The organism is Variovorax sp. V213, assembly GCF_041154455.1.
Taxonomy (GTDB): Bacteria; Pseudomonadota; Gammaproteobacteria; order Burkholderiales; family Burkholderiaceae_C; genus Variovorax.
Window position 1 is genome coordinate 2,713,486 of record NZ_AP028664.1, and the last position, 21,846, is coordinate 2,735,331.

A 21,846-nucleotide genomic window follows, 5' to 3' on the forward strand; every position below is an offset into this window, starting at 1 on the left:
GCCCGCCGCAAATCATGAAACGCCAAGGTCGACTCGTACGCTGGGAAGCCGAGCGCGGCTTCGGGTTCATCCGCAGTCCGGACGTGTCGGCCGATGTGTTCGTGCACCTGCGCGACTTCAGCGACCGGCAGCTGAAGCCGCAGATCGGCATGGAACTGAGCTTCGAAGAGATCCACGTCGGGGGCAAGGGACCACGCGCCGTGGCCGTGCAGGCAGCGTCGGCCGGTGCCTCGCGGGCGTCACCGAACCGTGCGACGGTCAACGGCAACCGCCGACCTGCACCTCGCGCAACTCCAAGTCGGGCGAGCGCGTCCGAATCACCTCCTTCGTGGGGCGTGCTTTTCATCCTGGCCTACGGCGTGTTGCTCGGCGCGGCCGTCTGGTCCGGCCGCCTGCCAGCGCTGGCGCTCGGTGTCGTTGCGGCACTGAGCCTGCTGACCTACGTCACCTATGCGCTCGACAAGAACGCGGCCCAGACGGGCCGCTGGCGCACGAAGGAGAGCACCCTGCACCTGTTCGCGCTGACAGGTGGCTGGCCAGGAGCCTGGGCCGCGCAAAGGCTGCTGCGCCACAAGTCGAGCAAGCGGAGTTTTCTGACCGTGTATCGCGTCACGGTCGCCGTTCACTGCGCCGCAGTGCTGGCCTGGGTTTTCTGGCTGGGGGGCGCTTCGCCTGCGTTCTGGCGTTAGGCTGCGCCCCTGTCCACAAGGAATTTCCATGCCATTCGTTCGAATCGAACTGTCCGATGCTTCACCGGAAACGCTCGGCCCCGCCATCGGCGACCTGATCTACCTGGCCATGACCGAGACCATCAATGTGCCGAAGGACGACAAGTTCCAGGTCATCACGCGGCATGCCGCACAAGACCTGGTCCGCCCGAAGAGCTATCTCGGGATCGAGTATTCACCGGGATTCGTGCTGATTCAGATCACGCTGAACCAGGGTCGCACGATCGAGATGAAAAAGGCCTTCTACAAGCGCGTGGCCGACGACCTGCACGAGAAGCTGGGCATCCGGCGCGAGGACGTCTTCATCAACCTCGTCGAGGTGATGAAGGAGAACTGGTCGTTCGGAAACGGTGAGATGCAGTACGCGTAGCGGTTGCCCGCCGCACGCCCGCTCAGCGCACCTTGCGCGAAGGCTTGCTGATCGGCTTGCTGCCGTTGTCCCGCGGCGGCAGCCCGGTGTGCTGCGTGAGGATGCGGCCCTTCGAGGGCTTCACCGGCGCCAGCCTGACCGGGGCCGATGCCTTGGCGGCGACCGGCGCAGTGGTGGAGTTCTTGCGCCGTGCGCTCGTGTAGCCGCCATCGGTCAGCGGCTGCCAGGTGGGAATGAGGTGATGCTTGCCGTTGCCGATCAGGTCGGCGCGGCCCATTGCCTTGAGCGCCTCGCGCAGCAGCGGCCAGTTGTTGGCGTCGTGGTAGCGCAGGAACGCCTTGTGCAGGCGGCGGCGCTTGTCGCCGCGCACGATGTCCACCGTCTCGCTCTCGCGTGTGATCTTGCGCAGCGGGTTCTTGCTGGTGTGGTACATCGTCGTGGCCGTGGCCATCGGGCTCGGGTAGAACGTTTGCACCTGGTCGGCGCGAAAGCCGTTCTTCTTGAGCCAGATCGCGAGGTTCATCATGTCCTCGTCGCTGGTGCCCGGATGCGCGGCAATGAAGTACGGAATGAGGTACTGCTTCTTGCCCGCCTCGGCCGAGAACTTCTCGAACATCTGCTTGAACTTGTCGTAGCTGCCGATGCCGGGCTTCATCATCTTGGTGAGCGGGCCCTGCTCGGTGTGCTCGGGCGCGATCTTCAGGTAGCCGCCGACGTGGTGCTGCACCAGTTCCTTCACGTACTCGGGCGACTGCACGGCCAGGTCGTAGCGCAGGCCTGAGCCGATCAGGATCTTCTTGATGCCCTTGAGCGCACGTGCGCGGCGGTAGATCTTGATGAGCGGATCGTGGTTGGTGCCCAGGTTCGGACAGATGCCGGGGTACACGCAGCTGGGCTTGCGGCACGCCGACTCGATCTCGGGGCTCTTGCATCCCAGGCGGTACATGTTGGCCGTGGGGCCGCCGAGGTCGGAGATGGTGCCGGTGAAACCGCTCACGCTGTCGCGGATGGCCTCGACCTCCTTGATGATCGATTCTTCCGAGCGGCTCTGGATGATGCGGCCCTCGTGCTCGGTGATCGAGCAGAAGGTGCAGCCGCCGAAGCAGCCGCGCATGATGTTCACGCTGAAGCGGATCATTTCCCAGGCGGGAATCTTGGTGGCGCCGTCGTGGCTGCCGTTCTCGTCGGCATAGCGCGGATGCGGGCTGCGCGCATACGGCAGGTCGAACACGTGGTCCATCTCGGCCGTGGTGAGCGGAATTGGCGGCGGGTTGATCCACACGTCGCGCGCCGTGGCGCCTTCGCCGTGCGCCTGCACCAGCGCACGTGCGTTGCCGGGGTTGGTCTCCAGGTGCAGCACGCGGTTGGCGTGCGCATAGAGCACCGGGTCGGCGCGCACCTGCTCGTACGAAGGCAGGCGGATCACACTGCGGTCGCGCGGAGGCACCGTGATTCTGGTGCGCTGCGCGAGCGCGGGGTTCGGCACGAAGGTCAGCGGCTTGATGGCCGGGTTGACTGCGGCGCCGGCTTCGGCGGCCTGCGCCACGGCCTGGGCCTCGTCTTCCTTCGCACAGGTGGCGCCGTTGGCCTTGGCCTGCTCCGACACCATCAGGTACGGGTTGACGTGGGCCTCGACGCGGCCGGGCTCGTCGACGCTGGTCGAGTTGATCTCGAACCAGTCTTCTGGCGTTTCGCGCCGTACGAAGGCGGTGCCGCGCACGTCGGTGATCTCGTGCACCGGCTCGCGGGCCGCCAGACGGTGCGCGATTTCGACAATGGCGCGCTCGGCGTTGCCGTACAGCAGCAGGTCGCACTTCGAATCGACCACGATCGAGCGGCGGACCTTGTCCTGCCAGTAGTCGTAGTGGGCGATGCGGCGCAGCGACCCTTCGATGCCGCCGAGGATGATCGGCACGTCGTTCCAGGCTTCCTTGCAGCGCTGCGAATAGACGATGGCCGCGCGGTCGGGCCGCGCGCCGCCCACGTCGCCGGGCGTGTAGGCGTCGTCGCTGCGGATCTTCCGGTCCGCCGTGTAGCGGTTGATCATCGAATCCATGTTGCCGGCGGTCACGCCGAAGAACAGGTTCGGCCTGCCCAGCGCCTTGAAGGGCTCGGCGCTCTGCCAGTCCGGCTGGGCGATGATGCCGACGCGAAAGCCCTGCGCCTCGAGCATGCGGCCGATCACCGACATGCCGAAGCTCGGATGGTCGACATAGGCATCGCCCGTGACCACGATGATGTCGCAGCTGTCCCAGCCGAGCGCGTCCATTTCCTTGCGCGTGGTCGGCAGGAATTTGGCCGTGCCGAATCGGGCCGCCCAGTACTTGCGGTAGCTGGTCAGCGGCTTGGCGGCACGCGCAAAAAAGGAGACGTCGACGGGGGCGTTCATCAGTGGGAGTTTGGCGGCGCGGCTTGGCGGGCACGGCGCTGCAGTGGGCAACCCGCGATTTTAGGGTTTTCCATCAGTCTTGTCGCGTCCGGGCCTGTTGACGCGCCGGCGGCAAGGCTTTTAAATGATTGCCTTAGTCAACCATAAATATGACAGAAGCTACTATTTACCGCATGGCGCCCGCGCCCGACGCCGCAGTCGTCAAGGCCATCCGCCACTTCAACCGCTTTTATACGAGCCGCATCGGCGTGCTCGACCCCTATCTCGGCAGCGAGATGTCGCTGACCGATGTCCGCGTGCTGTACGAGCTGGCCCACCGGAAAACACCCGTCGCGAGCGAGATCGGCCGCGACCTGAAGCTCGACGCCGGCTACATGAGCCGCATCCTGCGCCGCTTCGAGGCCGCGGGCTGGCTCACGCGCGAGCCCCATGCCCGCGACGCGCGGCAAAGCGTGCTGCGGCTCACCGAAGCCGGCCACGCCGCATTTGCGCCATTGCAACAAAAGTCGCGCGACGAAGCCGCCGCCCTGCTCTCGCCACTGCCGCCGCACGACCGCCAACAGGTGGTCGATGCCATGGCGCGCATCGAACGGCTGCTCGACCCGGCCACCGCTCCGGCGGCCCGCACCCGCACAGTCGTCTTGCGCGACCCCTTGCCCGGCGACATGGGATGGGTGGTGCAGCAGCACGGTGAGCTGTATGCGCGCGAGTACGGCTGGAACAGCGAGTTCGAAGCACTGGTGGCCGACATCGTGGCCCAGTTCGTCCGCAAGTTTCAGCCCGCGTGGGAGAAATGCTGGGTCGCCGAGCTCGACGGCGAACGGGTGGGCGCGATCTTCGTGGTGCGCAAGTCGGCCACCACGGCCCAGCTGCGCCTGCTGCTGCTCGCGCCGTCGGCACGCGGCCTGGGGCTGGGCGCGCGCCTGACTGACGAGTGCATTGCCTTCGCGCGCGCCAAGGGCTATCGCAAGATGGTGCTCTGGACCAACAGCTGCCTCGAGGCTGCCCGCGCCATCTACGCCAGGCGCGGCTTCAGGCTCGACAAGGCCGAGCCCTACGAGGGCTTCGGAAAACAGCTCGTGGGCGAGACCTGGTCGCTCAAGCTGCGGTAGACACGGCGCGCCGCCCCCTCTGCCACAGCTTCTTGAGCAGGGGCGCGAACCACACCAGCAGCACCACGGCCGCCAGGCCGGCGGCAATCGGCCGCGACACGAAGCCCGCCAGGTTGCCGTCCGACTTGATCATCGAAGTGATGAAGTTCTCTTCGAGCATGCCGCCGAGCACCACGCCGAGGATGGCGGGTGCAATCGGGAAATCGTTCTCCTCGAGCAGGTAGGCCACGATGCCGGCCACCAGCATCACGCCCACGTCGAACAGCGAATTGTTGATGGCGAATGCACCGACCACGCAGAACAGCAGGATCAACGGCATCAGCACGTTGCGCGGCACCTGCAGGATGCGCTTGGCCACCTTGATGCAGAGAATGCCCAGCGGAATCATGATGATGTTGGCGATGATGAACAGCATGAACACCGCATAGATGTTCTGCGGGTTCGTGGTGAACAGCGTCGGCCCCGGATTGAGGTTCTTCATGTAGAGCACGCCGATCACGATGGCGGTGATCGAATCGCCCGGAATGCCGAACACCAGCGCCGGAATCCACGCGCCGGCCAGCGCGCTGTTGTTGGCCGAGCCGGATTCGACGATGCCTTCGACATGGCCTGTGCCGAATTTCTCGGGTTCCTTCGAAAATTTCTTGCTCATGGCGTACGACATCCACGCCGCGATGTCGGCGCCCGCGCCGGGCAGCGCGCCTACCGCTGTGCCCAGCACGCTGCCGCGCAATATCTGCACCGGGTATTTCTTGGCCAGCGCCCATTGCCCCGCAAGCACGCGGCCCACCTTCTCGACCACGATCTCGCCAGGCGGCAGCGTATCGACCGCGAAACGGATCACCTCCGAGATGGCGAACATGCCGATCATCATCGGGATCATGCCGATGCCGCCGGTCATCTCGGCATTGCCGAAAGTGAAGCGCGGAAAGCCCGCCGGGTTGCCGAGCCCCACGCAGGCCACGAGCAGGCCGAGCAGCAGCGTGACGAGGCCCTTGAGCGGCCGGTCGGAGGTGATGAACACCGCGCAGGTCAGGCCCAGCAGCACCAGCCAGAAGTACTCGAAGGAACTGAAGTTGAGCGCAAAGTCCGCCAGCACCGGTGCCGCCACGATCAGCACCACCGTGCCGAAAAGCCCGCCCACGGCCGAGAACACCAGCCCCGCGCCCAGCGCGGTCTCGGCCATGCCCTTGCGCGTCATCGCAAAGGCCTCGTCGGTGTAGGCGGCGGATGCAGGCGTACCCGGAATGCGCAGCAGGCAGCCGGGAATGTCGCCGGAAAAGATGGCCATCGCGGTAGCCGTGACCATGGCCGCGATGGCCGGAATGGGCGGCATGAAGAAGGTCACCGGCACCAGCAGCGCCACCGCCATGGTGGCCGACAACCCCGGGACCGCGCCGACGAACAGGCCATAGAACGAGGCCAGCACCATCACGAGGATGGTGTAGGGCTCGAAGACCATCGAGAAAGCCTGCAAGAGTGCTGCCGACATGAGTGGATGTTTCCGGTTACCAGGCGATGGGTGTCAAAACGCCCCAGGGAAGCGGAACGCGCAACAGCTTGTAGAACGCGGCATGAATGACCAGCGTGGCAATCAACGCGATGAGCACAGCGCGGCCCGGCGGCACGCGCATGGCAAGCATCAGCGCCAGCAGCGAGATCGCGGCGGTCGGCAGGAACCCGAGCCGTTCGGACGCGAAGATGTAGAACAGCACTGCACCGACGACCAGCGCGGCGGACAGCACGTGGCGCGGCGAAGCGGCCCAGTCGCCCAGCCGCACCCACGCCACGGTCCGCCTTTCGCGCCAGCCCTTGACCAGCAGCATGGCGCCACCCACGCACAGGCCCACTGCAATCAGCCCCGGGAACAGCGCCGGCCCCACCTGCTGGCCGGGCATGCCGGGATAGCCGCGCACCACGGCCAGCACGAGGCCGCCGAGCGCCAGCAGAATCAGCCCGAAGACTGCGTCGTTGAACTTCATCGCGCCGCACCTCCTGCGTCGGCGCGCACGCCCCGCGCGGCCCTCACTTGACGATACCCACGGCCTTCATCGTTGCGCCGAGTTCGGCATCGGACTTCGCCATGTACGCAGCAAATTCGTCAGGGCCCGCGTAGATCACGCCGAAGCCGCGCGACGCCATGAAGTCGGTGTACTCCTTGCTTGCCACCACCTTCTTGATCGCGGCTGCGAGCTTGTCGCGCACGTCGGCGGGCAGGCCCTTGGGCGCGACGATGCCGCGCCAGGCCGCCAGGGACCAGTCGCTGCCGATGGCCGCCTTGAGCGTGGGCACGTTGGGATACAGGGCCGAGGGCTTGTCGCTCATGAGCGCCAGGCTCTTGATCTTGCCCGCATCGATCAGCGAGCGCGCCTCGGGCAGCGAGACAGGCGCGATGTCGACACCGCCCGCCACCACGTCCTGCAGACCCGGTGCTGCGCCGTTGCTGGGCACCCAGGGTACTGCCGCGGGGTCGATCTTCTGGTCGCGCAGCAGGCCCGCCAGCGCCAGGTGCCAGATGCCGCCCTGCCCCGTGCCGGACGCCTTCAACTTGCCCGGGCTGGCCTTGATGGCCGCCAGCAACTCGGCGGCAGTCTTGTACGGCGCATCGGCGCGAACCTGGATGGCCGCCGGATCGAGGTTGGTAAGGCCGATCGGGGTGTAGGACGCGCTGGTCAGCGGTGTCAGGCCCTGCCAATGCATCATGCCGATCTCGACCGTGGCCATGCCGAGGGTGTAGCCATCCGGCGGCGCGGCGGCAATGGCCGCGTGGCCCACCACGCCGTTGCCGCCGGTGCGGTTCACCACCGTGACCGGCTGGCCGAGTTCTTTTTCGAGCAGGCTGCCGATGATGCGCGCCGTGGCATCGGTGCCCCCGCCAGCCCCCCAGGGAACGATCAGCGTGACAGGCCGGCTCGGATACGCCTGGGCAGCTGCGGGAGCCGCCGCCGCGAACATGGCGAGCCCTGCGGCGACACCTGCGGCATGGGCCACGAAAGAGCGTCGCGAAAAGAAGCGGGCTGAACGAACACGCATGGTCTTTGTCTCCTGGCGAAAGTCATTGGTATGACGATTGAACGGCAAGCAAGGTTTTCTCACAGTTCGCTCGCCAGAGACATTAGGGTGAACCATCGTGTCCCGCGTGCAGCGGGCGCAATATCGCTACTGCATGGACCAGCCGTGGCTCACCACCAGCGATTGGCCGGTCAGGGCATTGGTCGGGAAGGCCGCGAACAGGAGCGCCACGCGCGCCACGTCGTCGGTGGTGGTGAATTCGCCATCGACTGTCTCCTTGAGCATCACGTTCTTGATGACCTGCTCCTCGGTGATGCCGAGCGTCTTCGCCTGCTCCGGAATCTGCTTTTCGACCAGCGGCGTGCGCACGAAGCCCGGGCAGATCACGTTGGCGCGCACGCCATGCTTCGCGCCTTCCTTGGCAACCGTCTTGGCCAGGCCGATGAGGCCGTGCTTGGCGGTGACGTAGGGCGCCTTCAGCAGCGAAGCCTCCTTCGAGTGCACCGATCCCATGTAGATCACGCTGCCGCCGCGGCCCTGGGCATACATGTGCTTGAGACAGGCCTTGGTGGTGAGAAAGGCGCCATCCAGGTGAATGGCGAGCATCTTCTTCCAGTCGGCAAAGCTGAACTCCTCGACCGGATGGACGATCTGCACGCCGGCATTGCTGATCAGGATGTCGATGCCGCCGAAGGCCTTGGCAGCCTCTTCGACCGAGGCGTTGACCTGGTCTTCGCTGGTCACGTCCACGGCCACGCCCATCGCCTGCGCACCCGCGGCCTGCAGTTCGGCCGCGGTGGCGTCGGCGGCTTGCTTGTTGAGGTCAGCGATGACGACCTTGGCACCCTCGCGCGCAAACAGAATGGCAATTTCCTTGCCGATGCCGCTGGCCGAACCGGTGATGAACGCGACCTTGTCCTTGAGTTGCATGGTGAATGTCCTTGGGGATTGGAAAGTAAGGGAGAAAGAAAACGGGATTGCAGGAATCGGGCGAGCAAGGCTGCCGTTGCAGCCTGCGTTCAGCGCGACAGCCCGGGACGCTTGACGCGCCCCATTCCGGGCTCGCCGAGATCGAAGGTGGTCACGCCGTTCACGGTGGCATCGCTGCGCAGGGTTTCGGGATGCGCCAGTGTCCGGCGCATGTCGCGCGCCCCCGCTTCCCAGTGCTCTTCGACCGCGGCGCGCGAGAACTCGTAGTCCTTCGACTCGAGCTCGTAGGGCTTGTCGCGGTAGATCAGGTGGAAGATGTCGATCGGGTGGTGCGTGAGCTCGGCCTGCACCGCGAGCACCGACGGGTCGTTGCGCAGGTGCGCGGGCAGCTTGGAGATCAGGTCCGCAATGGCTTGCTGAAGGTTCAGGTTCGCGGCCATCGCATCGGTGTTCATCCGGGTGCGGCTCGAATAGGTGATGTCCTTCTGCCGCTCCATCACGCCCGCGAGCGTGCCCGGCATCTCGCCGCGCGCATTGAAAAGATCGACCTGCAGCACCACCAGCGGTTCGGAGCGCGGATGGATGTCGAGCACGTATTGCAGCGGCGTGTTCGAGACGATGCCGCCGTCCCAGTAGTCGTCGCCGTCGATGGTGACCGGCGCAAAGCCCGGCGGCAGCGCGCCGCTGGCCATGATGTGCTCCGGGCCGATGAGTTGGCGCGTGTTGTCGAAGTACACCGAGTTGCCGGTGCGCACATCGACCGCGCCCACGCTGAAGCGCGCCTCGCACGCGTTGATGCGGTCGAAGTCGATCAGGCGCTCGAGCGTGAGCTTGAGCGGCGCGGTGTCGTAGTAGCTCAAGAGCGGCGCCGCGGCACCCAGCAGCAGCGAAGGCGAGTACCGCGGCTCGAAGAAGCCGGGAATGCCCACCAGCGACGCCATGAGGGCGCTCCACTGGTTCTGCGTGGCGCGGTCGCCCAGCCAGGCCGGCAGGCGCTGCGCCGGGCCGGAGGACACCAGGTGCCAGAACTCGCGCAGCCGGTCGACCCGCTTCTCGGGCGCATTGCCCGCGATCAGCGCCGCGTTGATCGCGCCGATCGACACGCCGGCAATCCAGTGCGGCTGCAGTTCGGTTTCGCTGAGCGCGGCATACACGCCGGCCTGGTAGGCGCCAAGAGCGCCTCCTCCCTGCAGCACCAGGGCCTTGCGTGCGGCGCGCATGTCATCGCGGCGCGCCTCCAAAGTGTTGGGGGTCTTCTTGCGTGCGGTCCGGGGCTTCTGGGGCTTCGTCGTCATAGGGTGTCATTTGACACCAGCCCCGCGGCCGCAAGCTGACCAGCGCTCCTACATCTTGGGCAGCATCTGTCCCCGGATTTCACCCGCAGGGTTGGCGGCGGTGTGGATGTTGGCGTACCACTTGCCGGCCATCAGGTCGGCCGCCTGAGCTGGCGTGAGCGTGGCCTGGCCCTCGATCGGGCTGGCCGGATTGGCAAACGGCAGCACCACGCCGGCATTGGCGCCTGCGGCGGCGGGGCCGTGAAAATGCGCCCCCGTGGCCGGGCCGCTCAGGCCGGTGTAGGTGATCTTGTACTTCAGGACGTTGGTGTCCTTGTTGAGCCAGGCTTCCGCCATGCCGCTGCCGCGCGTCATGTTGGGCGGCACTTCGCTGGCGGCATTCATTGCGCCGCTGAAGCTCGCGGTGTTCGACTTCGACATCATCCCGCAACCGGCGAGCGCAGCAGTGGCCAGGCCCGCAATAAGGGTTGCGCGCAAAAAGGTGCCATATCGGTTCATGAGCTTTATCTCCTGAGTTATGAAAACCGCTCCAGCATAGGCAGCCTGGGCGCGGGGCGTTGTCGGCCACCACCGCGACTTTGCGGGCTGAAAGAGAATGCGGCGATGACCTCTCCCGACCTTCCCACCGCCCGCGACGTCGCCAGCTTCTGGCGCGACGCCGGACCCGAACGCTGGTTTGCCAAGAACGATGCTTTCGATGCCGAGTTCGGCACGCGCTTTCTCGCCGCGCACGAGGCGGCAGCCCAAGGCGAACTCGCCCATTGGGCCAAGGAGCCCGAAGGCGCCCTGGCCCTGATGGTGCTGCTCGACCAGTTTCCGCGCAACACCTTTCGCGGCCACGCGCGCGCATTCGCTACCGACCCCAAGGCCCTGGCCGTCGCTCGTGAAGCGATCGACGCCGGCATCGACCTCCAGATCGACGAAGAGCTCCGGCGCTTCTTCTACCTGCCCTTCATGCATTCCGAATCGCTGGCGGACCAGGAGCGTTCCGTCGAGTTGAACGCGGCGCTCGATGCCAACACCCAGCGTTTTGCGGTATTGCACCGCGACATCATTGCGCGCTTTGGCCGTTTTCCCCATCGCAACAGGCTGCTCGGGCGCGCCAGCAGCCCGGAGGAACAGCGCTTCCTGGACGAAGGCGGCTTCGGGGGCTAGCCCTGCCGTGGCAGCGGATCCGAGCGCGTCGGCGAAGGGTTGGCCGCTTCGCCGGTGTCCTTGGCATGCTTGAGCGAGCCGTAGGTCTTGGCATATACCCAGGTGAACTCCGCCCCCAGCAGAAAGATCTGCGCCGAGTAGTACACCCACACCAGCACCACCACCAGCGAGCCCGCGGCCCCGTAGCCCGAGGCCACGCTGCTCTTGCCGATGTAGAGACCGATGAGGTGCTTGCCGACCGTGAAGAGCAGTGCGGTGACCGCGGCGCCCACCCACACGTCGCGCCACTGCACCTTGGCACGCGGCATGATCTTGTAGATCATCGCGAAGATCACCGTCACCATGGCAAAGCTGAAGGCGAAGTTCACCGCCTGCGCCAGCGTGGCCCAGGCGCCGAACACCGGCGACCACCACTTGCCGAGCGCCGCCAGCGCCGCGCTTGCCACCAGCGACACCATGAGCAGGAAGCCGATGCCCATGATCATGGTGAACGACAGCAGCCGCACGCGCAGCAGTGTGAACAGGCCCTTGCTCCTTGCGCGCGCCGGTGCGCGCCAGATGCGGTCGAGCGCGTCCTGCAGTTCGCCGAAGACGGTGGTCGCGCCGATCACCAGCAGCCCGATGCCGACCACCGTGGCCACGATGCCTTCGGCCGGCTTGTTGACCGCCTGCAGCATGCCCTGAACCGCGGCCGCGCCCTGCGCACCCATGAGGTCCGAAAGCTGCAAGAAGATTTCACCGCGCGCGGCCTCTTCGCCAAACACCAGCCCGGCCACAGCGATAACGATCAGCAGCAGCGGCGCAATCGAGAACACGGTGTAGTAGGCCAGCGCGGCGCCCATGCTGGGCGCGTAGTCGTTCGACCACGAAGCGACGGCCTCCTTGCAGAGATCGAAGAGCGCGCGAATTTGCATGACCATGGAGTCTCCCGTCGAGTGATGCAGGGGCATGTCAGCCCGATGCCCGGCACGTTGCAGGCATGGCTACGATAATCGTCCCACATGCATCCGTCCCCTCCAGGCGCGGCAGCGCCGACCGCCCCTTTGCAACCGACGTCGCCACGCGACCTTTTTGTTTCATTCACCTGGCTTGCGCTGCAAGGATTCGGTGGCGTGCTCGCCATCGTCCAGCGCGAGATGGTCGAGAAAAAGCGCTGGCTCACGCCCGAGCAGTTTCTCGAAGACTGGGCCGTGGCCCAGGTGATGCCGGGCCCGAACGTGGTCAACCTGGCCTTGATGATCGGCGACCGCTACTTCGGACTGCGCGGCGCCATTGCCGCGGTGGCCGGCATGCTCGCGATACCGCTGGTCGTCATCCTGGTGCTGGCCGTGCTCTACGCCCACTACGCTGCCAATCCGCAGGTGGCGGCGGCGCTGCGCGGCATGGGCGCCGTGTCGGGCGGGCTGATCGCCGCCACCGGCATCAAGCTGATTCCGCAACTGCGCAGGCACCCGCTGGGCTTCGCCACCTGCCTCGCGTTCATCGCGCTGGTATTCGGCGCCATCGCCGTCTTCAAGATGCCGCTCGGCTGGGTGCTGCTGGCAGTGGGCGGCGTGGCCTGTGCGTGGACCTGGCGGAAGATTGGCGCATGAGCCCCCGCCCGGCCGTTCCGAAGGGGGCTCGCACCGCAGTGCGCAGCACGGGGGTCACCCAATGAGCCACGTGACCATCGCCATGCAATGGCACGACTGGCTTGCGCTCTTCGGCCAATACATGCTGCTGTCGCTGCTGTCGATCAGCGGCGCCATCACCACCGTTCCCGACATGCACCGCTACCTGGTCGCGCAGCATGGCTGGCTGACCGACGCGCAGTTCAGTTCGTCGGTCGCCATCGCCCAGGCTGCGCCGGGCCCGAATGTGCTCTTCGTCGCGCTGATGGGCTGGAACGTCGGGCTCAACGCCGGCGGCGGCATCGGCGCCGGGCCGGGTGCGTGGCTGCTCGGCTTCTTCGGACTCCTGGTCACCATGGTCGGCATCATGCTGCCGAGCACCACCCTCACCTACCTTGCCACGCGCTGGGGACACCGCAACCGCGAGCGGCGCGGCGTGCGCGCCTTCAAGCAGGGCATGGCGCCGGTGGTGGTGGGCCTGCTGATCGCCACCGGCTGGGTGCTGGCGGCGGGTAACCATGCCGGCGACGCGCCCGCATGGCATCTGTGGCTGCTCAGCGCGGTGGCCGCGCTTATCGTCTGGCGCACGCGCCTCCACCTGCTCTGGCTGCTGGGCGCGGGTGCGCTGCTCGGCGCCGTGGGCTTCGTCTGATCCTCGTTCTCTTTTCAGGAAACAACCACATGTCGCAACTCCGCTCGCTCGGCCGCTCCGGCCTCCTGGTTTCGCCGCTCGCTTTCGGCGGCAACGTGTTCGGCTGGACCGTGGACGAAGCCACCTCGTTCCGCCTGCTCGACGCCTGGCTGGATGCCGGATTCAACTTCGTCGACACGGCCGACGTCTATTCGAGCTGGGTGCCCGGCCACAGCGGCGGCGAGTCCGAGACCATCATCGGCAAGTGGCTCAAGCAGAGCGGCAAGCGCAACCGCGTCGTGCTGGCCACCAAGGTGGGCAAGCCGATGGGCGAAGGCAAGTCGGGCCTCTCGCCGGCCTACATCCGCGAAGCGGTGGAAGCCTCGCTCAAGCGCCTGCAGACCGACTTCATCGACCTGTACCAGTCGCACGACGACGATGCCGCCACGCCCCTCGAAGACTCGCTGGGCGCCTTCGACGACCTCGTCAAGGCCGGCAAGGTGCGCGCCATCGGCGCCTCGAACTACAGTGCCCCGCGGCTGGCCGAGGCGCTCGACGTGTCGGAACGGCTCGGCATTGCGCGCTACGAAAGCCTGCAGCCGCTGTACAACCTCTACGACCGCGCGGTGTTCGAAGATGCGCTGGAGCCGCTGTGCGTCAAGCGCGAAGTGGGCGTCATCAATTTCTATGCACTGGCGGCCGGCTTCCTGACCGGCAAATACCGTACCGAAGCCGACGCCTCCAAGAGCGCGCGCGGCGCCAATACCACCAAAAAATACCTGAACCCGCGCGGCCTGCGCATTCTCGAAGCACTCGACAAGGTGGCGCAGCAGTACAACGCCAAGCCGGGCCAGGTGGCCATCGCGTGGCAGATCGCGCGGCCGTCGGTCACTGCGCCGATTGCCAGCGCAACCTCCATCGCCCAACTGGATGAACTGGTGGTTGCCACCCAGCTGAAACTCGATGCCGGCACCATCCAGATGCTGGACCGGGCCAGCGCCGAAGACCCGGCCTGAGACGCGCCGCCTAGCCGTCGACCGGATTCAGCGGCGTCGAGAGAATCCGCTGGTAGAAAGCCACGTCGAGCCAGCGACCGAACTTGAATCCGGCCTGACGCACGGTGCCGGCATGCTCGAACCCCAGCCGTTCGTGAAGCCCGATGCTGCCGGCGTTCGCGGCATCGATGGCACCGACCATCACGTGCACATCGCGCGCAGCGGCCTCGGCAATGATCGCCTCCATGAGCGTGCGGCCCAAGCCGGCGCCGCGGTGACCCGCCTCGACATACACCGAATGCTCCACCGTGTACTTGTAGGCGGGAAAGGCGCGAAACGCGCCGTAGCTCGCAAACCCCAGCAGCTTGCCATCGTCGTCTTCGGCGCCAATCACGGGAAAGCCGTTGGCGCGCTTGGTGGCAAACCACGCCACCATGCTCTCGGGCGTACGCGGCTTGTAGTCGTAGAGGGCCGTCGAGTTGACGATGGCTTCGTTGAGGATGGCGAGGATGGCGCCCGCGTGGGCTTCCTCGGTGCAGGGGACCAGGCGCATGTTTGTTCCTTTCGAATGGGCGGGAGATGGCGGACAGTCGTCCAATATAAGAGAATAATAGTCTTATATGAGAAACAAATCATCTCTGCCCGCTGAGCCTTCCGGGATCGACTTGCTCATCGCCGGCCGGCTCCTTGCGCTGCGCCAGGCCAAGTCGCTGAGCCTGGCGGAGCTGGCCGCGCTTTCGGGTGTCAGCAAGGCAATGATCTCGAAAGTCGAGCGCGCGGAAAGCAGCCCCACGGCCGTCCTGCTGGGCCGGCTGGCCGCCGGCCTCGGCGTGCCGCTCGCGCAATTGCTGACCGAGGACAGGGGCTCGCCCCAGCGGCTGCGCAGCCGGGCCGAACAGGACGTGTGGCGCGATCCGCAGGCCGGCTACCTGCGGCGCCAGGTCGTGGAGCGCGGTGCCACCGGCGGCGTCGAGATGGTCGAGATCGAGTTGCCGCGCTCGGCGCAGGTCGGCTATCCGCGGTGGAGCGGCAAGCCGTATCGGCAATGCCTGTGGCTGCTCGAAGGCGCACTGCGCGTGGACTACGGGGACGAGCGGTTCGAGCTTGCGGCTGGCGATTGCCTGGATTTCGGCGTCGATCGGGCGCTGGTCTTCAAGGCACTGGGCCGCACGGGGTGCCGCTACCTGCTGGTCGCTTCCCCGGCATGAAGGCACACGAGTAGTAGGCAAGTTCCCACAGCGACTGGAGACGAAGGCCTGTGCTGGCCACGGCGTCGCCCGGGATACTGCAAGGCATCCAAAGCTTTTGGGGGAACAAGCATGTCCTTTGCGCTCTACATGATCGGTTTTCTGATCTTTCTGGCCGGCGTCGCCTGGGGCGCCTCGGTGGCCGGCGTGCCCACGCTCTACATCGGCATCGGCGCGCTGATCATCCTGGGCATCGGCATCTTCAGCGCAGTGGCGCGTACGCGCAGCAAGGATCCTTCCTGAACGCGTTGCGCCGGGCTTTCGAACATTTCCAGAGCGACTGGATGTTCTTCAACCGCCTGCTGGGTACGCCGCAGATGCGGCGCAAGCCCCTTGTCCAAGGGCTGGCAGCGCGGCGTCAGGTGCCGCGCTGCCGCATGGCTTCGTAGAGGCACACCCCGCTGGCCACGGAAACGTTCAGGCTCTCGACGGCTCCAGCCATGGGAATGCTCACGAGCTCGTCGCAGGTCTTGCGCGTCAGCTGCCGCATGCCCTCGCCTTCGGCGCCGAGCACCAGGGCCAGGGGCCGCTTGAAGTCGCTTTGGTAGATGGTGCCGGGCGCATCGTCGCTCGTGCCGACGCACCAGATATTGCGTTCCTTGAGCTCGTTCAGCGTACGCGCCAGGTTGGTCACCATGAAGTACGGCACGGTTTCGGCGGCGCCGCTGGCCACCTTGGCCACCGTGGCGTTGATGCCGGCCGCATGGTCCTTGGGGGCAATGACCGCATGCGCTCCGGCGCCGTCGGCCACGCGCAGGCAGGCGCCGAGGTTGTGCGGATCGGTGACGCCGTCGAGCACCAGCAGAAGGGGCACGGTGCCGGCCTCCTCCAGGCCTTCGAGCAACTCGTCCAGCGAGCGGACCTGCGCGATGGGTTCGACCCGTGCCACCACGCCCTGGTGGCCGTGGCTGCCGCTGAGCTTGGCGAGCCGGAGACCGTCGGCCTCGACCAGCCGCACGCCGGCCTCCTGCGCGCGTGCGATGAACTGTTTCATGCGCGCATCGCGCCGGCTGGTGTCGAACATCACTTCGAGCACCGATTTCGGCGCGGTCTTGATGCGCACGCCCACGGCATGGAAGCCGAAGATCACTTTAGGGGAAGACATCCCCTGATTATCGAGGCCTGCGCGCGCCTCCTCCTCAGGCGATGGGGAGACCGCTGTGCGCGCGGGTCTGTTCGTCGTGCAGTTCCTGCACGGCCAGCGCTTTCGGGTGCACCCGGGCGCTGTTGCCGGCGCTTTCCAGGTACCGGCAGGCGGCATGGCCTTCGGCGGCTTTTTCGTAGCGTGCGACCCAGGCATCGCGCATGGGCAGCTTCTCGGGGGACACGGGCCACACGCCCGGCCGGGGCCGGATGTGCTCGCCGATGCCGATGCGCCAGGGCTTGGCGCTCAGGCGGGCGCGAAAGCAGTTCTGGTTGCGGCACATGCGCGCATAGGTCTTGTCCACGCCCAGCGCATGAAAGCAGTCCGCCACCGCCATGTCGGCCGGGCTGAAGACGTCGTGCATTGCCAACACCCGGAAACCGGCCGGCGTGCGGTAGAGGCGCAGGTGCCAATCGGGGTGCTGATGGACGAAGCGCCCGATGCGCTCGGCCGCGCGCTTTTCGGGCGCGGGGTTGTCGCTGGCCTCGCCACGCTTCTTGCCCAGCCCGATGCGCCAGGCGACGATGAAGACCACGATGGCGGCGATCAGCCCGCCCACCCAGGTCTTGGCGGTCCAGCCGCCGACGATGCCCGCGATCAGCGCGGGCGCCAGCGCAAACCCGAACACGCTGCCGCGCAGGGGTTCGTCGAAATCGATGTCGACGAAAAGCACATCGGGCGTGTTGAGGCAGCGCGCGCCGTAGCTGTTGCGCGTGATGACGGTGTCGCCCTGCTGCTCGACGATCTCCTCGCGGATCGGCACGCCTTCGGCCCCGTTGTAGGCCAGCTTGCGCTCGCGGCGGTTCAGCTTCTCGCCGCTGGCGATGCGATCGAAGGCCTCTCGCGTTCGCTGGTCGGCATGCGCCTGGGCGGCCAGGGGGCTGTCGTCCGACCAGCCGTAGCGCCGCACGGTGATCTGCTTGCCCGCCACCTGCTCCTGGATGCGGCCTTCGGCCCAGAACCGGGGGACGATCATGCTTCGAGCGAAGCCACCAGCACGGGCTTCGACTCATTGAGCGCCATGCGCCCGGCCTCGATGGTGATCCGGCGCTCGCACTGCGCCGCGATGCCGCGGTCGTGGGTGACGAGCACGAGCGTGGTGCCGAGCTCGCGGTTGAGGTCGAACATCAGCCGCATGACCTGCTCGCCGGTCGCGAAGTCGAGGCTGCCGGTGGGTTCGTCGGCCAGCAGCAGGGCCGGCTGCACCACGAAGGCCCGGGCAAGCGCCACGCGCTGCTGTTCGCCGCCCGAAAGCACCTTGGGGTAGTGGCCAAGGCGCTGCCCGAGCCCGACGCGCCCGAGCATCTCGGTGGCGGCCTTGCGCGCGTCCTTGCGGTCGGCCAGTTCGAGCGGCAGCATCACGTTTTCGAGCGCGCTCAGGTTGCCCAGCAGCTGGAAGCTCTGGAACACGAAACCCACGCGCTGGGCACGCAATGCGGCGCGCTCGTCCTCGTCGATGGCAAAGATGTCGTCCCCCGCGAGCTTGACGGTGCCGCGGGTGGGCGTGTCGAGACCCGCGATGATCGACAGCAAGGTGCTCTTGCCCGAGCCCGAGGCGCCGACAATGGCGGCAGTTTCCCGCGCGCCCAGGGTGAAATCGATGTTCTGCAGAATGTCGAGCGTGCCGGTCGAATCGGTCACGGACTTGAACACATGCTCGACAGCGACAATGGCATCAGACGAGGGTTGGGACATGAAAAGGCTTTTCGTTTTGAATCGACGTGACTTTATCTTGACCGCCGCCGCATTCGGCAGCGCAGGGACATCGGCGGTGGCGCAAGCCCAGGCTGCGGTGCCCCGCCAGCCGGTGATTCTGGTGCTCGGCGACTCGCTGAGCGCCGAATACGGCCTGAAGCGCGGCGAAGGCTGGGTGCCCCTGCTCGAAAAGCGCCTCGCGGCGCAAAAGATCCCGGCCACGGTGGTCAATGCCAGCATCAGCGGCGACACCAGCTCGGGCGGGCGGGCCCGCTTTGCCTCCCTGCTGGCGCAGCACAAACCCAGCCACGTGGTGGTCGAGCTTGGCGCCAACGACGCACTGCGAGGCCTGCCGCTCCAGAACACCGAGGAAAACCTGCTGCAGATCACCAAGGCCGCGCAGGCCGCGGGCGCCAAGGTGCTGATCGTCGGCATCCAGGTGCCTCCGAACTACGGCGGCGACTACACGCGGCGCTTCGAGGCCGTGTTCGGCAAGGTGGCGGGTGCGACCAAGGCTGCGCTGGTTCCCTTCCTGCTCAAGGGCGTGGCCGACGCGCCCGATGCGCTCGCGCTGTTCCAGGCCGACCGCATCCATCCCACCGCCGCGGCCCAGCCGCAACTGCTCGACAACGTCTGGCCGGAATTGCGCAAGCTGCTCGCCGCCAAATAGGCGGCCGAAAGGCAAGAAGCCGCTGCAAGCCCTAAGGCCTGCAGCGGCTTCGTCGTCGAGAGCCCGGTTTCGGAATCAACCGTTCTTGGTAGGCAGATCGGGGACGGTCGGGGGATCGCGTTCGAGCGAGGCGACGTCGGTTTCCGGGTCGCCGGGCGCAAGGCCATCGCTGCTTGGAGAGAGCTTCCGGTTGGCCTTCTCGCGGAGCTTTTCTTCCTTCTTCTTCTTCTTGGCCAGCTCTTTCTGGCGCTTTTCGTAGCCGTAATTTGGTGTTGCCACTGCTTCTCCTTGAGGCGAGACAGTCACGGTGACTGTGCGTAGCCTACTGTAAGCGATAACGGTGCGGTCTCAAGGCGCCGGGCCGGGCGCCGTTTCGAACTCGAACACACCTTGCAAACCCGGATCGCGCTGGAACATGAAGCAGCCCCCCCGCTTCAGCCATCATGGCAAGGGCCGTCGAAACCACTATCCCGCCGACGTGCACACCCTTCCCATGACGCGCGGCGAACCTTACAGCCGCGCCAGCGCCTGTTGCAGGTCGGCCCGCAGGTCTTCCACGTCCTCCAGGCCAACCGAGAAGCGCACCAGCGTGCCCTTGTAGGGCCACGGCGCGACGCTCGCGTCGCGCATCAGTCCGATGTCATAGGGCACCACGAGGCTCACGGGGCCGCCCCACGAATAGCCGAGGCGAAAGAGGTTCAGGCTGTCGCAGAAACGGTCGACCTGCTCGGTGCTGTAGTGCTCATCGAACACGATCGAAAAGAGCCCGGCGGCCAGGTCGGCCGCGCCGCACAGCGCACGCCAGTTCGCATGGCCGGGCGACTCTTCGAGCGCGGGGTGGAGCACCTGGGCGATCTCTTCGCGGCCGCTGAGCCAGCGCGCCAGTTCGCGCGCCGAACGGTCGTGCGCGGCATAGCGCAACCCGATGCTGGGCAGCGAGCGCAGCAGGGTTTCCACATCCCCCACGCCGACGCCGAAGCCCATGCGCATGTGGGTGAGCTTGAGCGCGCGATGCAGGCGATCGTCGCGGGTGACGACGCTGCCCATCAGCACGTCCCCGCCGCCGCTCGGGTACTTGGTGAGCGCATGCACCGAGATGTCCACGCCCTGCCCGCTACCGTTGAAATCGAAGGGTGCGAAGGCCAGGCCCGCGCCCCAGGTGTTGTCCAGCGCGGTGACCACTCCGCGCGCGCGGCAGACGTCGACGAGCGCCGGCAGATCGGGAAACTCCATGGTCACCGAGCCCGCCGCCTCCACCCACACCAGCCGCGTGCGGTCCGAAAGCTTGGCGGCCAGGTCGGCCGGGTTCATCGCGTCGTACATGCGGTGCGTGATGCCGAAGTTGGCCAGCTCGCCGGTGGCCAGCGCCTTGTTGGGGCCGTAGGCGTTGTCGGGAATCAGCACCTCGTCGCCGCTTTTCAGGAAGGCAAACGACACCAGCGAAATGGCCGCGAGCCCGCTCGGCACCAGCAGGCATTCGGTCCCGCCCTCGAGCGTGGCCAGGCGCTCCTCGAGCGTGAAGGTGGTCGGCGTGCCATGCAGGCCGTAGGTATAGCCGGCCTTGGTCTTCCAGTCGCGCGCGCGCATGGCCGCCACGTCGGCGAAGAACACGGTCGACGCCTTGAAGATGCCAGGCTGAGGCGCCGCAAAGTTGGCGGGCGGGGTGTAGGGGTGGTGGATCAGGGTCGTGGAGGGCTTGCTCATGGCCCCGATGCTAGCGCGACCGTGCCTTCAGTCGAGCAGCCAGCCTGTCACCCCCCTGCCGCCGAGGCTTGAGAAAGTGGCGATGCGGCGTTCAGAATGGCGCCCTGCCCCTGCTTCTTCTTCTCGAAAGGCAACCCCATGGCGATCCACGAACTGTTCCCGTACCTTTGCGTCGACGATGCCGCCGCGGCCATCGAGTTCTACTGCAAGGTCTTCGAGGTGAAGGAGATCTTCCGGCTCACCGAGCCCAGCGGACGCATCGGCCATGCGGAACTCGATTTTCACAACGGCGCCGTCCTGATGCTTTCGGATGAGTTTGCCGAATACGACATCCAGAGCGCCAGGACGCTCGGCGGCACCGCGGTGACGCTGCACCTGCATGTGGACGATGCGGATGCGGTGGTGGCCCGCGCCGTCGCGGCGGGTGCCACGCTCGACATGGCGCCGCAAGACCAGTTCTATGGCGAGCGTTCCGGCGTGTTCCGCGACCCCTTCGGGCACCGCTGGAACGTGGGCCACAGCATCGAGAAGCTGACGCCGGAAGAAATGCAGCGGCGCTACACGGCGATGTTCGATTCGGCCGGTTGAGCGGGCAACCGGCGCCCGCGGATCAGGTCAGACCGACCACTTCGTCAGACTGACCACTTCTCCAGAAGCTTCTCGGGGCCGAGCGCGTCGTAGCCTTCGAACGGCTGGTGGATCCACGGGTTGGTGGCCAGGTACTCGACCGAGTAGTCGGGCGTGAAGGTCGACAGCGCCTTGGTCCAGAGCACCGCGCTGCGCAGCTCGCTGATGGGCTTGTAGTTGTTGCGCAGCATGTCCATGACCGCGTGCAGCGTGTGGCCCGAATCGGCCAGGTCATCCACCAGCAGCACCCTGCCCGCGATCTCGCCCTTGGGCGTGGTGATGAAGCGGGCGATGTCCAGGTGGCCCTGAACCGTGCCGGCATCGGCGCGATAGGAGCTGGTCGACATGATCGCCAGCGGCTTGTCGAAGATGCGCGAAAGCACGTCGCCGGGGCGCATGCCACCGCGTGCCAGGCAAAGAATGGTGTCGAACTGCCAGCCCGACTGGTGAATCTTGATCGCGAGCTTCTCGATGAGGTTGTGGTACTCGTCGTAGCTGACGTAGAGATGCTTGCCGTCTTCGGTCAACATGG

26 protein-coding genes are annotated in these 21,846 nt (G+C 66.5%); 11 read left to right on the plus strand and 15 right to left on the minus strand.

Annotated features, from left to right (window positions below; genetic code table 11):
- Positions 1-14: 14 nt before the first annotated feature.
- Positions 15-689: a DUF1294 domain-containing protein gene (locus tag ACAM55_RS12950; protein WP_369651969.1), complete on the plus strand. Its 675-nt coding sequence runs from the start codon at positions 15-17 to the stop codon at positions 687-689.
- A 28-nt stretch (positions 690-717) separates the two neighbouring features.
- Positions 718-1,098, plus strand: coding sequence for a tautomerase family protein (locus tag ACAM55_RS12955; protein ID WP_369651970.1), 381 nt, complete (start codon positions 718-720; stop codon positions 1,096-1,098).
- Positions 1,099-1,120: 22 nt separating this feature from the next.
- Here ACAM55_RS12955 and ACAM55_RS12960 read toward each other — a convergent pair whose 3' ends face one another.
- A complete protein-coding gene (locus tag ACAM55_RS12960; protein ID WP_369651971.1) occupies positions 1,121-3,487 on the minus strand; it encodes a YgiQ family radical SAM protein in 2,367 nt (788 codons plus the stop codon).
- A gap of 149 nt (positions 3,488-3,636) precedes the next feature.
- Between ACAM55_RS12960 and ACAM55_RS12965 the strand changes: the two genes are divergently transcribed.
- Positions 3,637-4,599 (plus strand): GNAT family N-acetyltransferase, encoded by a 963-nt coding sequence (locus ACAM55_RS12965; RefSeq protein ID WP_369651972.1) that lies wholly within the window; start codon positions 3,637-3,639, stop codon positions 4,597-4,599.
- Here the strand turns inward: ACAM55_RS12965 and ACAM55_RS12970 are convergent.
- From ACAM55_RS12970 to ACAM55_RS12995, 6 genes are all read right to left on the minus strand, one after another.
- Positions 4,586-6,091 carry a tripartite tricarboxylate transporter permease gene (locus tag ACAM55_RS12970; protein WP_369651973.1) on the minus strand — a complete coding sequence of 502 codons (1,506 nt, stop codon included), beginning with the start codon at positions 6,089-6,091 and terminating at the stop codon, positions 4,586-4,588. The genes ACAM55_RS12965 and ACAM55_RS12970 overlap by 14 nt on opposite strands.
- Before the next feature lie 16 nt (positions 6,092-6,107).
- Complete coding sequence (locus tag ACAM55_RS12975) at positions 6,108-6,581, minus strand: tripartite tricarboxylate transporter TctB family protein (protein WP_369651974.1); 474 nt, start codon at positions 6,579-6,581, stop codon at positions 6,108-6,110.
- A 43-nt stretch (positions 6,582-6,624) separates the two neighbouring features.
- Complete coding sequence (locus ACAM55_RS12980) at positions 6,625-7,632, minus strand: tripartite tricarboxylate transporter substrate binding protein (protein WP_369651975.1); 1,008 nt, start codon at positions 7,630-7,632, stop codon at positions 6,625-6,627.
- 126 nt (positions 7,633-7,758) lie between these two features.
- Complete coding sequence (locus ACAM55_RS12985) at positions 7,759-8,541, minus strand: 3-hydroxybutyrate dehydrogenase (RefSeq protein ID WP_369651976.1); 783 nt, start codon at positions 8,539-8,541, stop codon at positions 7,759-7,761.
- 89 nt (positions 8,542-8,630) lie between these two features.
- Entirely contained in the window at positions 8,631-9,836 is a 1,206-nt protein-coding gene (locus ACAM55_RS12990; protein WP_369651977.1) for a patatin-like phospholipase family protein, read from the minus strand.
- Positions 9,837-9,884: 48 nt separating this feature from the next.
- Positions 9,885-10,334 carry a CHRD domain-containing protein gene (locus tag ACAM55_RS12995; protein ID WP_369651978.1) on the minus strand — a complete coding sequence of 150 codons (450 nt, stop codon included), beginning with the start codon at positions 10,332-10,334 and terminating at the stop codon, positions 9,885-9,887.
- A 105-nt stretch (positions 10,335-10,439) separates the two neighbouring features.
- Here ACAM55_RS12995 and ACAM55_RS13000 point away from each other — a divergent pair, with 105 nt between their 5' ends.
- The gene (locus tag ACAM55_RS13000; RefSeq protein WP_369651979.1) at positions 10,440-10,991 is read left to right on the plus strand and encodes a DUF924 family protein; all 552 of its coding nucleotides are present in this window, start codon (positions 10,440-10,442) and stop codon (positions 10,989-10,991) included.
- On the opposite strand, the gene ACAM55_RS13005 is transcribed toward ACAM55_RS13000, so the two are convergent.
- A complete protein-coding gene (locus ACAM55_RS13005; protein ID WP_369651980.1) occupies positions 10,988-11,911 on the minus strand; it encodes a YihY/virulence factor BrkB family protein in 924 nt (307 codons plus the stop codon). The genes ACAM55_RS13000 and ACAM55_RS13005 overlap by 4 nt on opposite strands.
- Before the next feature lie 81 nt (positions 11,912-11,992).
- On the opposite strand from ACAM55_RS13005, the gene ACAM55_RS13010 reads away from it, so the two are divergent.
- From ACAM55_RS13010 to ACAM55_RS13020, 3 genes are all read left to right on the plus strand, one after another.
- The gene (locus tag ACAM55_RS13010) at positions 11,993-12,583 is read left to right on the plus strand and encodes a chromate transporter (RefSeq protein WP_369651981.1); all 591 of its coding nucleotides are present in this window, start codon (positions 11,993-11,995) and stop codon (positions 12,581-12,583) included.
- A 61-nt stretch (positions 12,584-12,644) separates the two neighbouring features.
- Positions 12,645-13,253 (plus strand): chromate transporter, encoded by a 609-nt coding sequence (locus tag ACAM55_RS13015; protein ID WP_369651982.1) that lies wholly within the window; start codon positions 12,645-12,647, stop codon positions 13,251-13,253.
- 29 nt (positions 13,254-13,282) lie between these two features.
- Complete coding sequence (locus ACAM55_RS13020) at positions 13,283-14,248, plus strand: aldo/keto reductase (RefSeq protein ID WP_369651983.1); 966 nt, start codon at positions 13,283-13,285, stop codon at positions 14,246-14,248.
- Positions 14,249-14,258: 10 nt separating this feature from the next.
- Here ACAM55_RS13020 and ACAM55_RS13025 read toward each other — a convergent pair whose 3' ends face one another.
- Positions 14,259-14,780 carry an N-acetyltransferase family protein gene (locus tag ACAM55_RS13025; protein WP_369651984.1) on the minus strand — a complete coding sequence of 174 codons (522 nt, stop codon included), beginning with the start codon at positions 14,778-14,780 and terminating at the stop codon, positions 14,259-14,261.
- A gap of 67 nt (positions 14,781-14,847) precedes the next feature.
- Here ACAM55_RS13025 and ACAM55_RS13030 point away from each other — a divergent pair, with 67 nt between their 5' ends.
- Both ACAM55_RS13030 and ACAM55_RS13035 read left to right on the plus strand, forming a co-directional pair.
- Positions 14,848-15,435, plus strand: a complete 588-nt coding sequence (locus ACAM55_RS13030) for a helix-turn-helix domain-containing protein (RefSeq protein WP_369651985.1) — start codon at positions 14,848-14,850, stop codon at positions 15,433-15,435.
- A gap of 111 nt (positions 15,436-15,546) precedes the next feature.
- Complete coding sequence (locus ACAM55_RS13035) at positions 15,547-15,717, plus strand: hypothetical protein (protein WP_021006995.1); 171 nt, start codon at positions 15,547-15,549, stop codon at positions 15,715-15,717.
- A gap of 115 nt (positions 15,718-15,832) precedes the next feature.
- Here the strand turns inward: ACAM55_RS13035 and rlmB are convergent, their stop codons facing one another.
- From rlmB to ACAM55_RS13050, 3 genes are read right to left on the minus strand one after another with little or no spacing between them, the layout of a single operon-like run.
- The gene (gene rlmB, locus ACAM55_RS13040) at positions 15,833-16,579 is read right to left on the minus strand and encodes a 23S rRNA (guanosine(2251)-2'-O)-methyltransferase RlmB (RefSeq protein WP_369651986.1); all 747 of its coding nucleotides are present in this window, start codon (positions 16,577-16,579) and stop codon (positions 15,833-15,835) included.
- 34 nt (positions 16,580-16,613) lie between these two features.
- Positions 16,614-17,594 (minus strand): hypothetical protein, encoded by a 981-nt coding sequence (locus tag ACAM55_RS13045; RefSeq protein WP_369651987.1) that lies wholly within the window; start codon positions 17,592-17,594, stop codon positions 16,614-16,616.
- Positions 17,591-18,313: an ABC transporter ATP-binding protein gene (locus ACAM55_RS13050; RefSeq protein ID WP_369651988.1), complete on the minus strand. Its 723-nt coding sequence runs from the start codon at positions 18,311-18,313 to the stop codon at positions 17,591-17,593. Before ACAM55_RS13050 ends, ACAM55_RS13045 begins: the two co-directional genes overlap by 4 nt.
- Between ACAM55_RS13050 and ACAM55_RS13055 the strand changes: the two genes are divergently transcribed.
- Positions 18,312-18,983 carry an arylesterase gene (locus tag ACAM55_RS13055; protein WP_369651989.1) on the plus strand — a complete coding sequence of 224 codons (672 nt, stop codon included), beginning with the start codon at positions 18,312-18,314 and terminating at the stop codon, positions 18,981-18,983. The two genes, ACAM55_RS13050 and ACAM55_RS13055, sit on opposite strands and share 2 nt — an antisense overlap.
- Positions 18,984-19,058: 75 nt before the next feature.
- Here the strand turns inward: ACAM55_RS13055 and ACAM55_RS13060 are convergent, their stop codons facing one another.
- On the minus strand, positions 19,059-19,262 hold the full coding sequence (locus tag ACAM55_RS13060) for a hypothetical protein (RefSeq protein WP_012747323.1): 204 nt from the start codon (positions 19,260-19,262) through the stop codon (positions 19,059-19,061).
- Between the two features lie 231 nt (positions 19,263-19,493).
- On the minus strand, positions 19,494-20,687 hold the full coding sequence (locus ACAM55_RS13065) for a PLP-dependent transferase (protein ID WP_369651990.1): 1,194 nt from the start codon (positions 20,685-20,687) through the stop codon (positions 19,494-19,496).
- Positions 20,688-20,825: 138 nt separating this feature from the next.
- Here ACAM55_RS13065 and ACAM55_RS13070 point away from each other — a divergent pair, with 138 nt between their 5' ends.
- Positions 20,826-21,275, plus strand: coding sequence for a VOC family protein (locus ACAM55_RS13070; protein ID WP_369651991.1), 450 nt, complete (start codon positions 20,826-20,828; stop codon positions 21,273-21,275).
- A gap of 44 nt (positions 21,276-21,319) precedes the next feature.
- Here the strand turns inward: ACAM55_RS13070 and ACAM55_RS13075 are convergent, their stop codons facing one another.
- A complete protein-coding gene (locus tag ACAM55_RS13075) occupies positions 21,320-21,844 on the minus strand; it encodes a phosphoribosyltransferase (protein WP_055796376.1) in 525 nt (174 codons plus the stop codon).
- Positions 21,845-21,846 lie beyond the last annotated feature (2 nt).

Bases quoted from the DNA above. Each gene is read 5' to 3' on its own strand.
- ACAM55_RS12950 (WP_369651969.1), top strand. From the start codon at position 15: ATGAAACGCCAAGGTCGACTCGTACGCTGGGAAGCCGAGCGCGGCTTC.
- ACAM55_RS12955 (WP_369651970.1), top strand. From the start codon at position 718: ATGCCATTCGTTCGAATCGAACTGTCCGATGCTTCACCGGAAACGCTC.
- ACAM55_RS12960 (WP_369651971.1), bottom strand. From the start codon at position 3,487: ATGAACGCCCCCGTCGACGTCTCCTTTTTTGCGCGTGCCGCCAAGCCG.
- ACAM55_RS12965 (WP_369651972.1), top strand. From the start codon at position 3,637: ATGACAGAAGCTACTATTTACCGCATGGCGCCCGCGCCCGACGCCGCA.
- ACAM55_RS12970 (WP_369651973.1), bottom strand. From the start codon at position 6,091: ATGTCGGCAGCACTCTTGCAGGCTTTCTCGATGGTCTTCGAGCCCTAC.
- ACAM55_RS12975 (WP_369651974.1), bottom strand. From the start codon at position 6,581: ATGAAGTTCAACGACGCAGTCTTCGGGCTGATTCTGCTGGCGCTCGGC.
- ACAM55_RS12980 (WP_369651975.1), bottom strand. From the start codon at position 7,632: ATGCGTGTTCGTTCAGCCCGCTTCTTTTCGCGACGCTCTTTCGTGGCC.
- ACAM55_RS12985 (WP_369651976.1), bottom strand. From the start codon at position 8,541: ATGCAACTCAAGGACAAGGTCGCGTTCATCACCGGTTCGGCCAGCGGC.
- ACAM55_RS12990 (WP_369651977.1), bottom strand. From the start codon at position 9,836: ATGACGACGAAGCCCCAGAAGCCCCGGACCGCACGCAAGAAGACCCCC.
- ACAM55_RS12995 (WP_369651978.1), bottom strand. From the start codon at position 10,334: ATGAACCGATATGGCACCTTTTTGCGCGCAACCCTTATTGCGGGCCTG.
- ACAM55_RS13000 (WP_369651979.1), top strand. From the start codon at position 10,440: ATGACCTCTCCCGACCTTCCCACCGCCCGCGACGTCGCCAGCTTCTGG.
- ACAM55_RS13005 (WP_369651980.1), bottom strand. From the start codon at position 11,911: ATGGTCATGCAAATTCGCGCGCTCTTCGATCTCTGCAAGGAGGCCGTC.
- ACAM55_RS13010 (WP_369651981.1), top strand. From the start codon at position 11,993: ATGCATCCGTCCCCTCCAGGCGCGGCAGCGCCGACCGCCCCTTTGCAA.
- ACAM55_RS13015 (WP_369651982.1), top strand. From the start codon at position 12,645: ATGAGCCACGTGACCATCGCCATGCAATGGCACGACTGGCTTGCGCTC.
- ACAM55_RS13020 (WP_369651983.1), top strand. From the start codon at position 13,283: ATGTCGCAACTCCGCTCGCTCGGCCGCTCCGGCCTCCTGGTTTCGCCG.
- ACAM55_RS13025 (WP_369651984.1), bottom strand. From the start codon at position 14,780: ATGCGCCTGGTCCCCTGCACCGAGGAAGCCCACGCGGGCGCCATCCTC.
- ACAM55_RS13030 (WP_369651985.1), top strand. From the start codon at position 14,848: ATGAGAAACAAATCATCTCTGCCCGCTGAGCCTTCCGGGATCGACTTG.
- ACAM55_RS13035 (WP_021006995.1), top strand. From the start codon at position 15,547: ATGTCCTTTGCGCTCTACATGATCGGTTTTCTGATCTTTCTGGCCGGC.
- rlmB (WP_369651986.1), bottom strand. From the start codon at position 16,579: ATGTCTTCCCCTAAAGTGATCTTCGGCTTCCATGCCGTGGGCGTGCGC.
- ACAM55_RS13045 (WP_369651987.1), bottom strand. From the start codon at position 17,594: ATGATCGTCCCCCGGTTCTGGGCCGAAGGCCGCATCCAGGAGCAGGTG.
- ACAM55_RS13055 (WP_369651989.1), top strand. From the start codon at position 18,312: ATGAAAAGGCTTTTCGTTTTGAATCGACGTGACTTTATCTTGACCGCC.
- ACAM55_RS13050 (WP_369651988.1), bottom strand. From the start codon at position 18,313: ATGTCCCAACCCTCGTCTGATGCCATTGTCGCTGTCGAGCATGTGTTC.
- ACAM55_RS13065 (WP_369651990.1), bottom strand. From the start codon at position 20,687: ATGAGCAAGCCCTCCACGACCCTGATCCACCACCCCTACACCCCGCCC.
- ACAM55_RS13070 (WP_369651991.1), top strand. From the start codon at position 20,826: ATGGCGATCCACGAACTGTTCCCGTACCTTTGCGTCGACGATGCCGCC.
- ACAM55_RS13075 (WP_055796376.1), bottom strand. From the start codon at position 21,844: ATGTTGACCGAAGACGGCAAGCATCTCTACGTCAGCTACGACGAGTAC.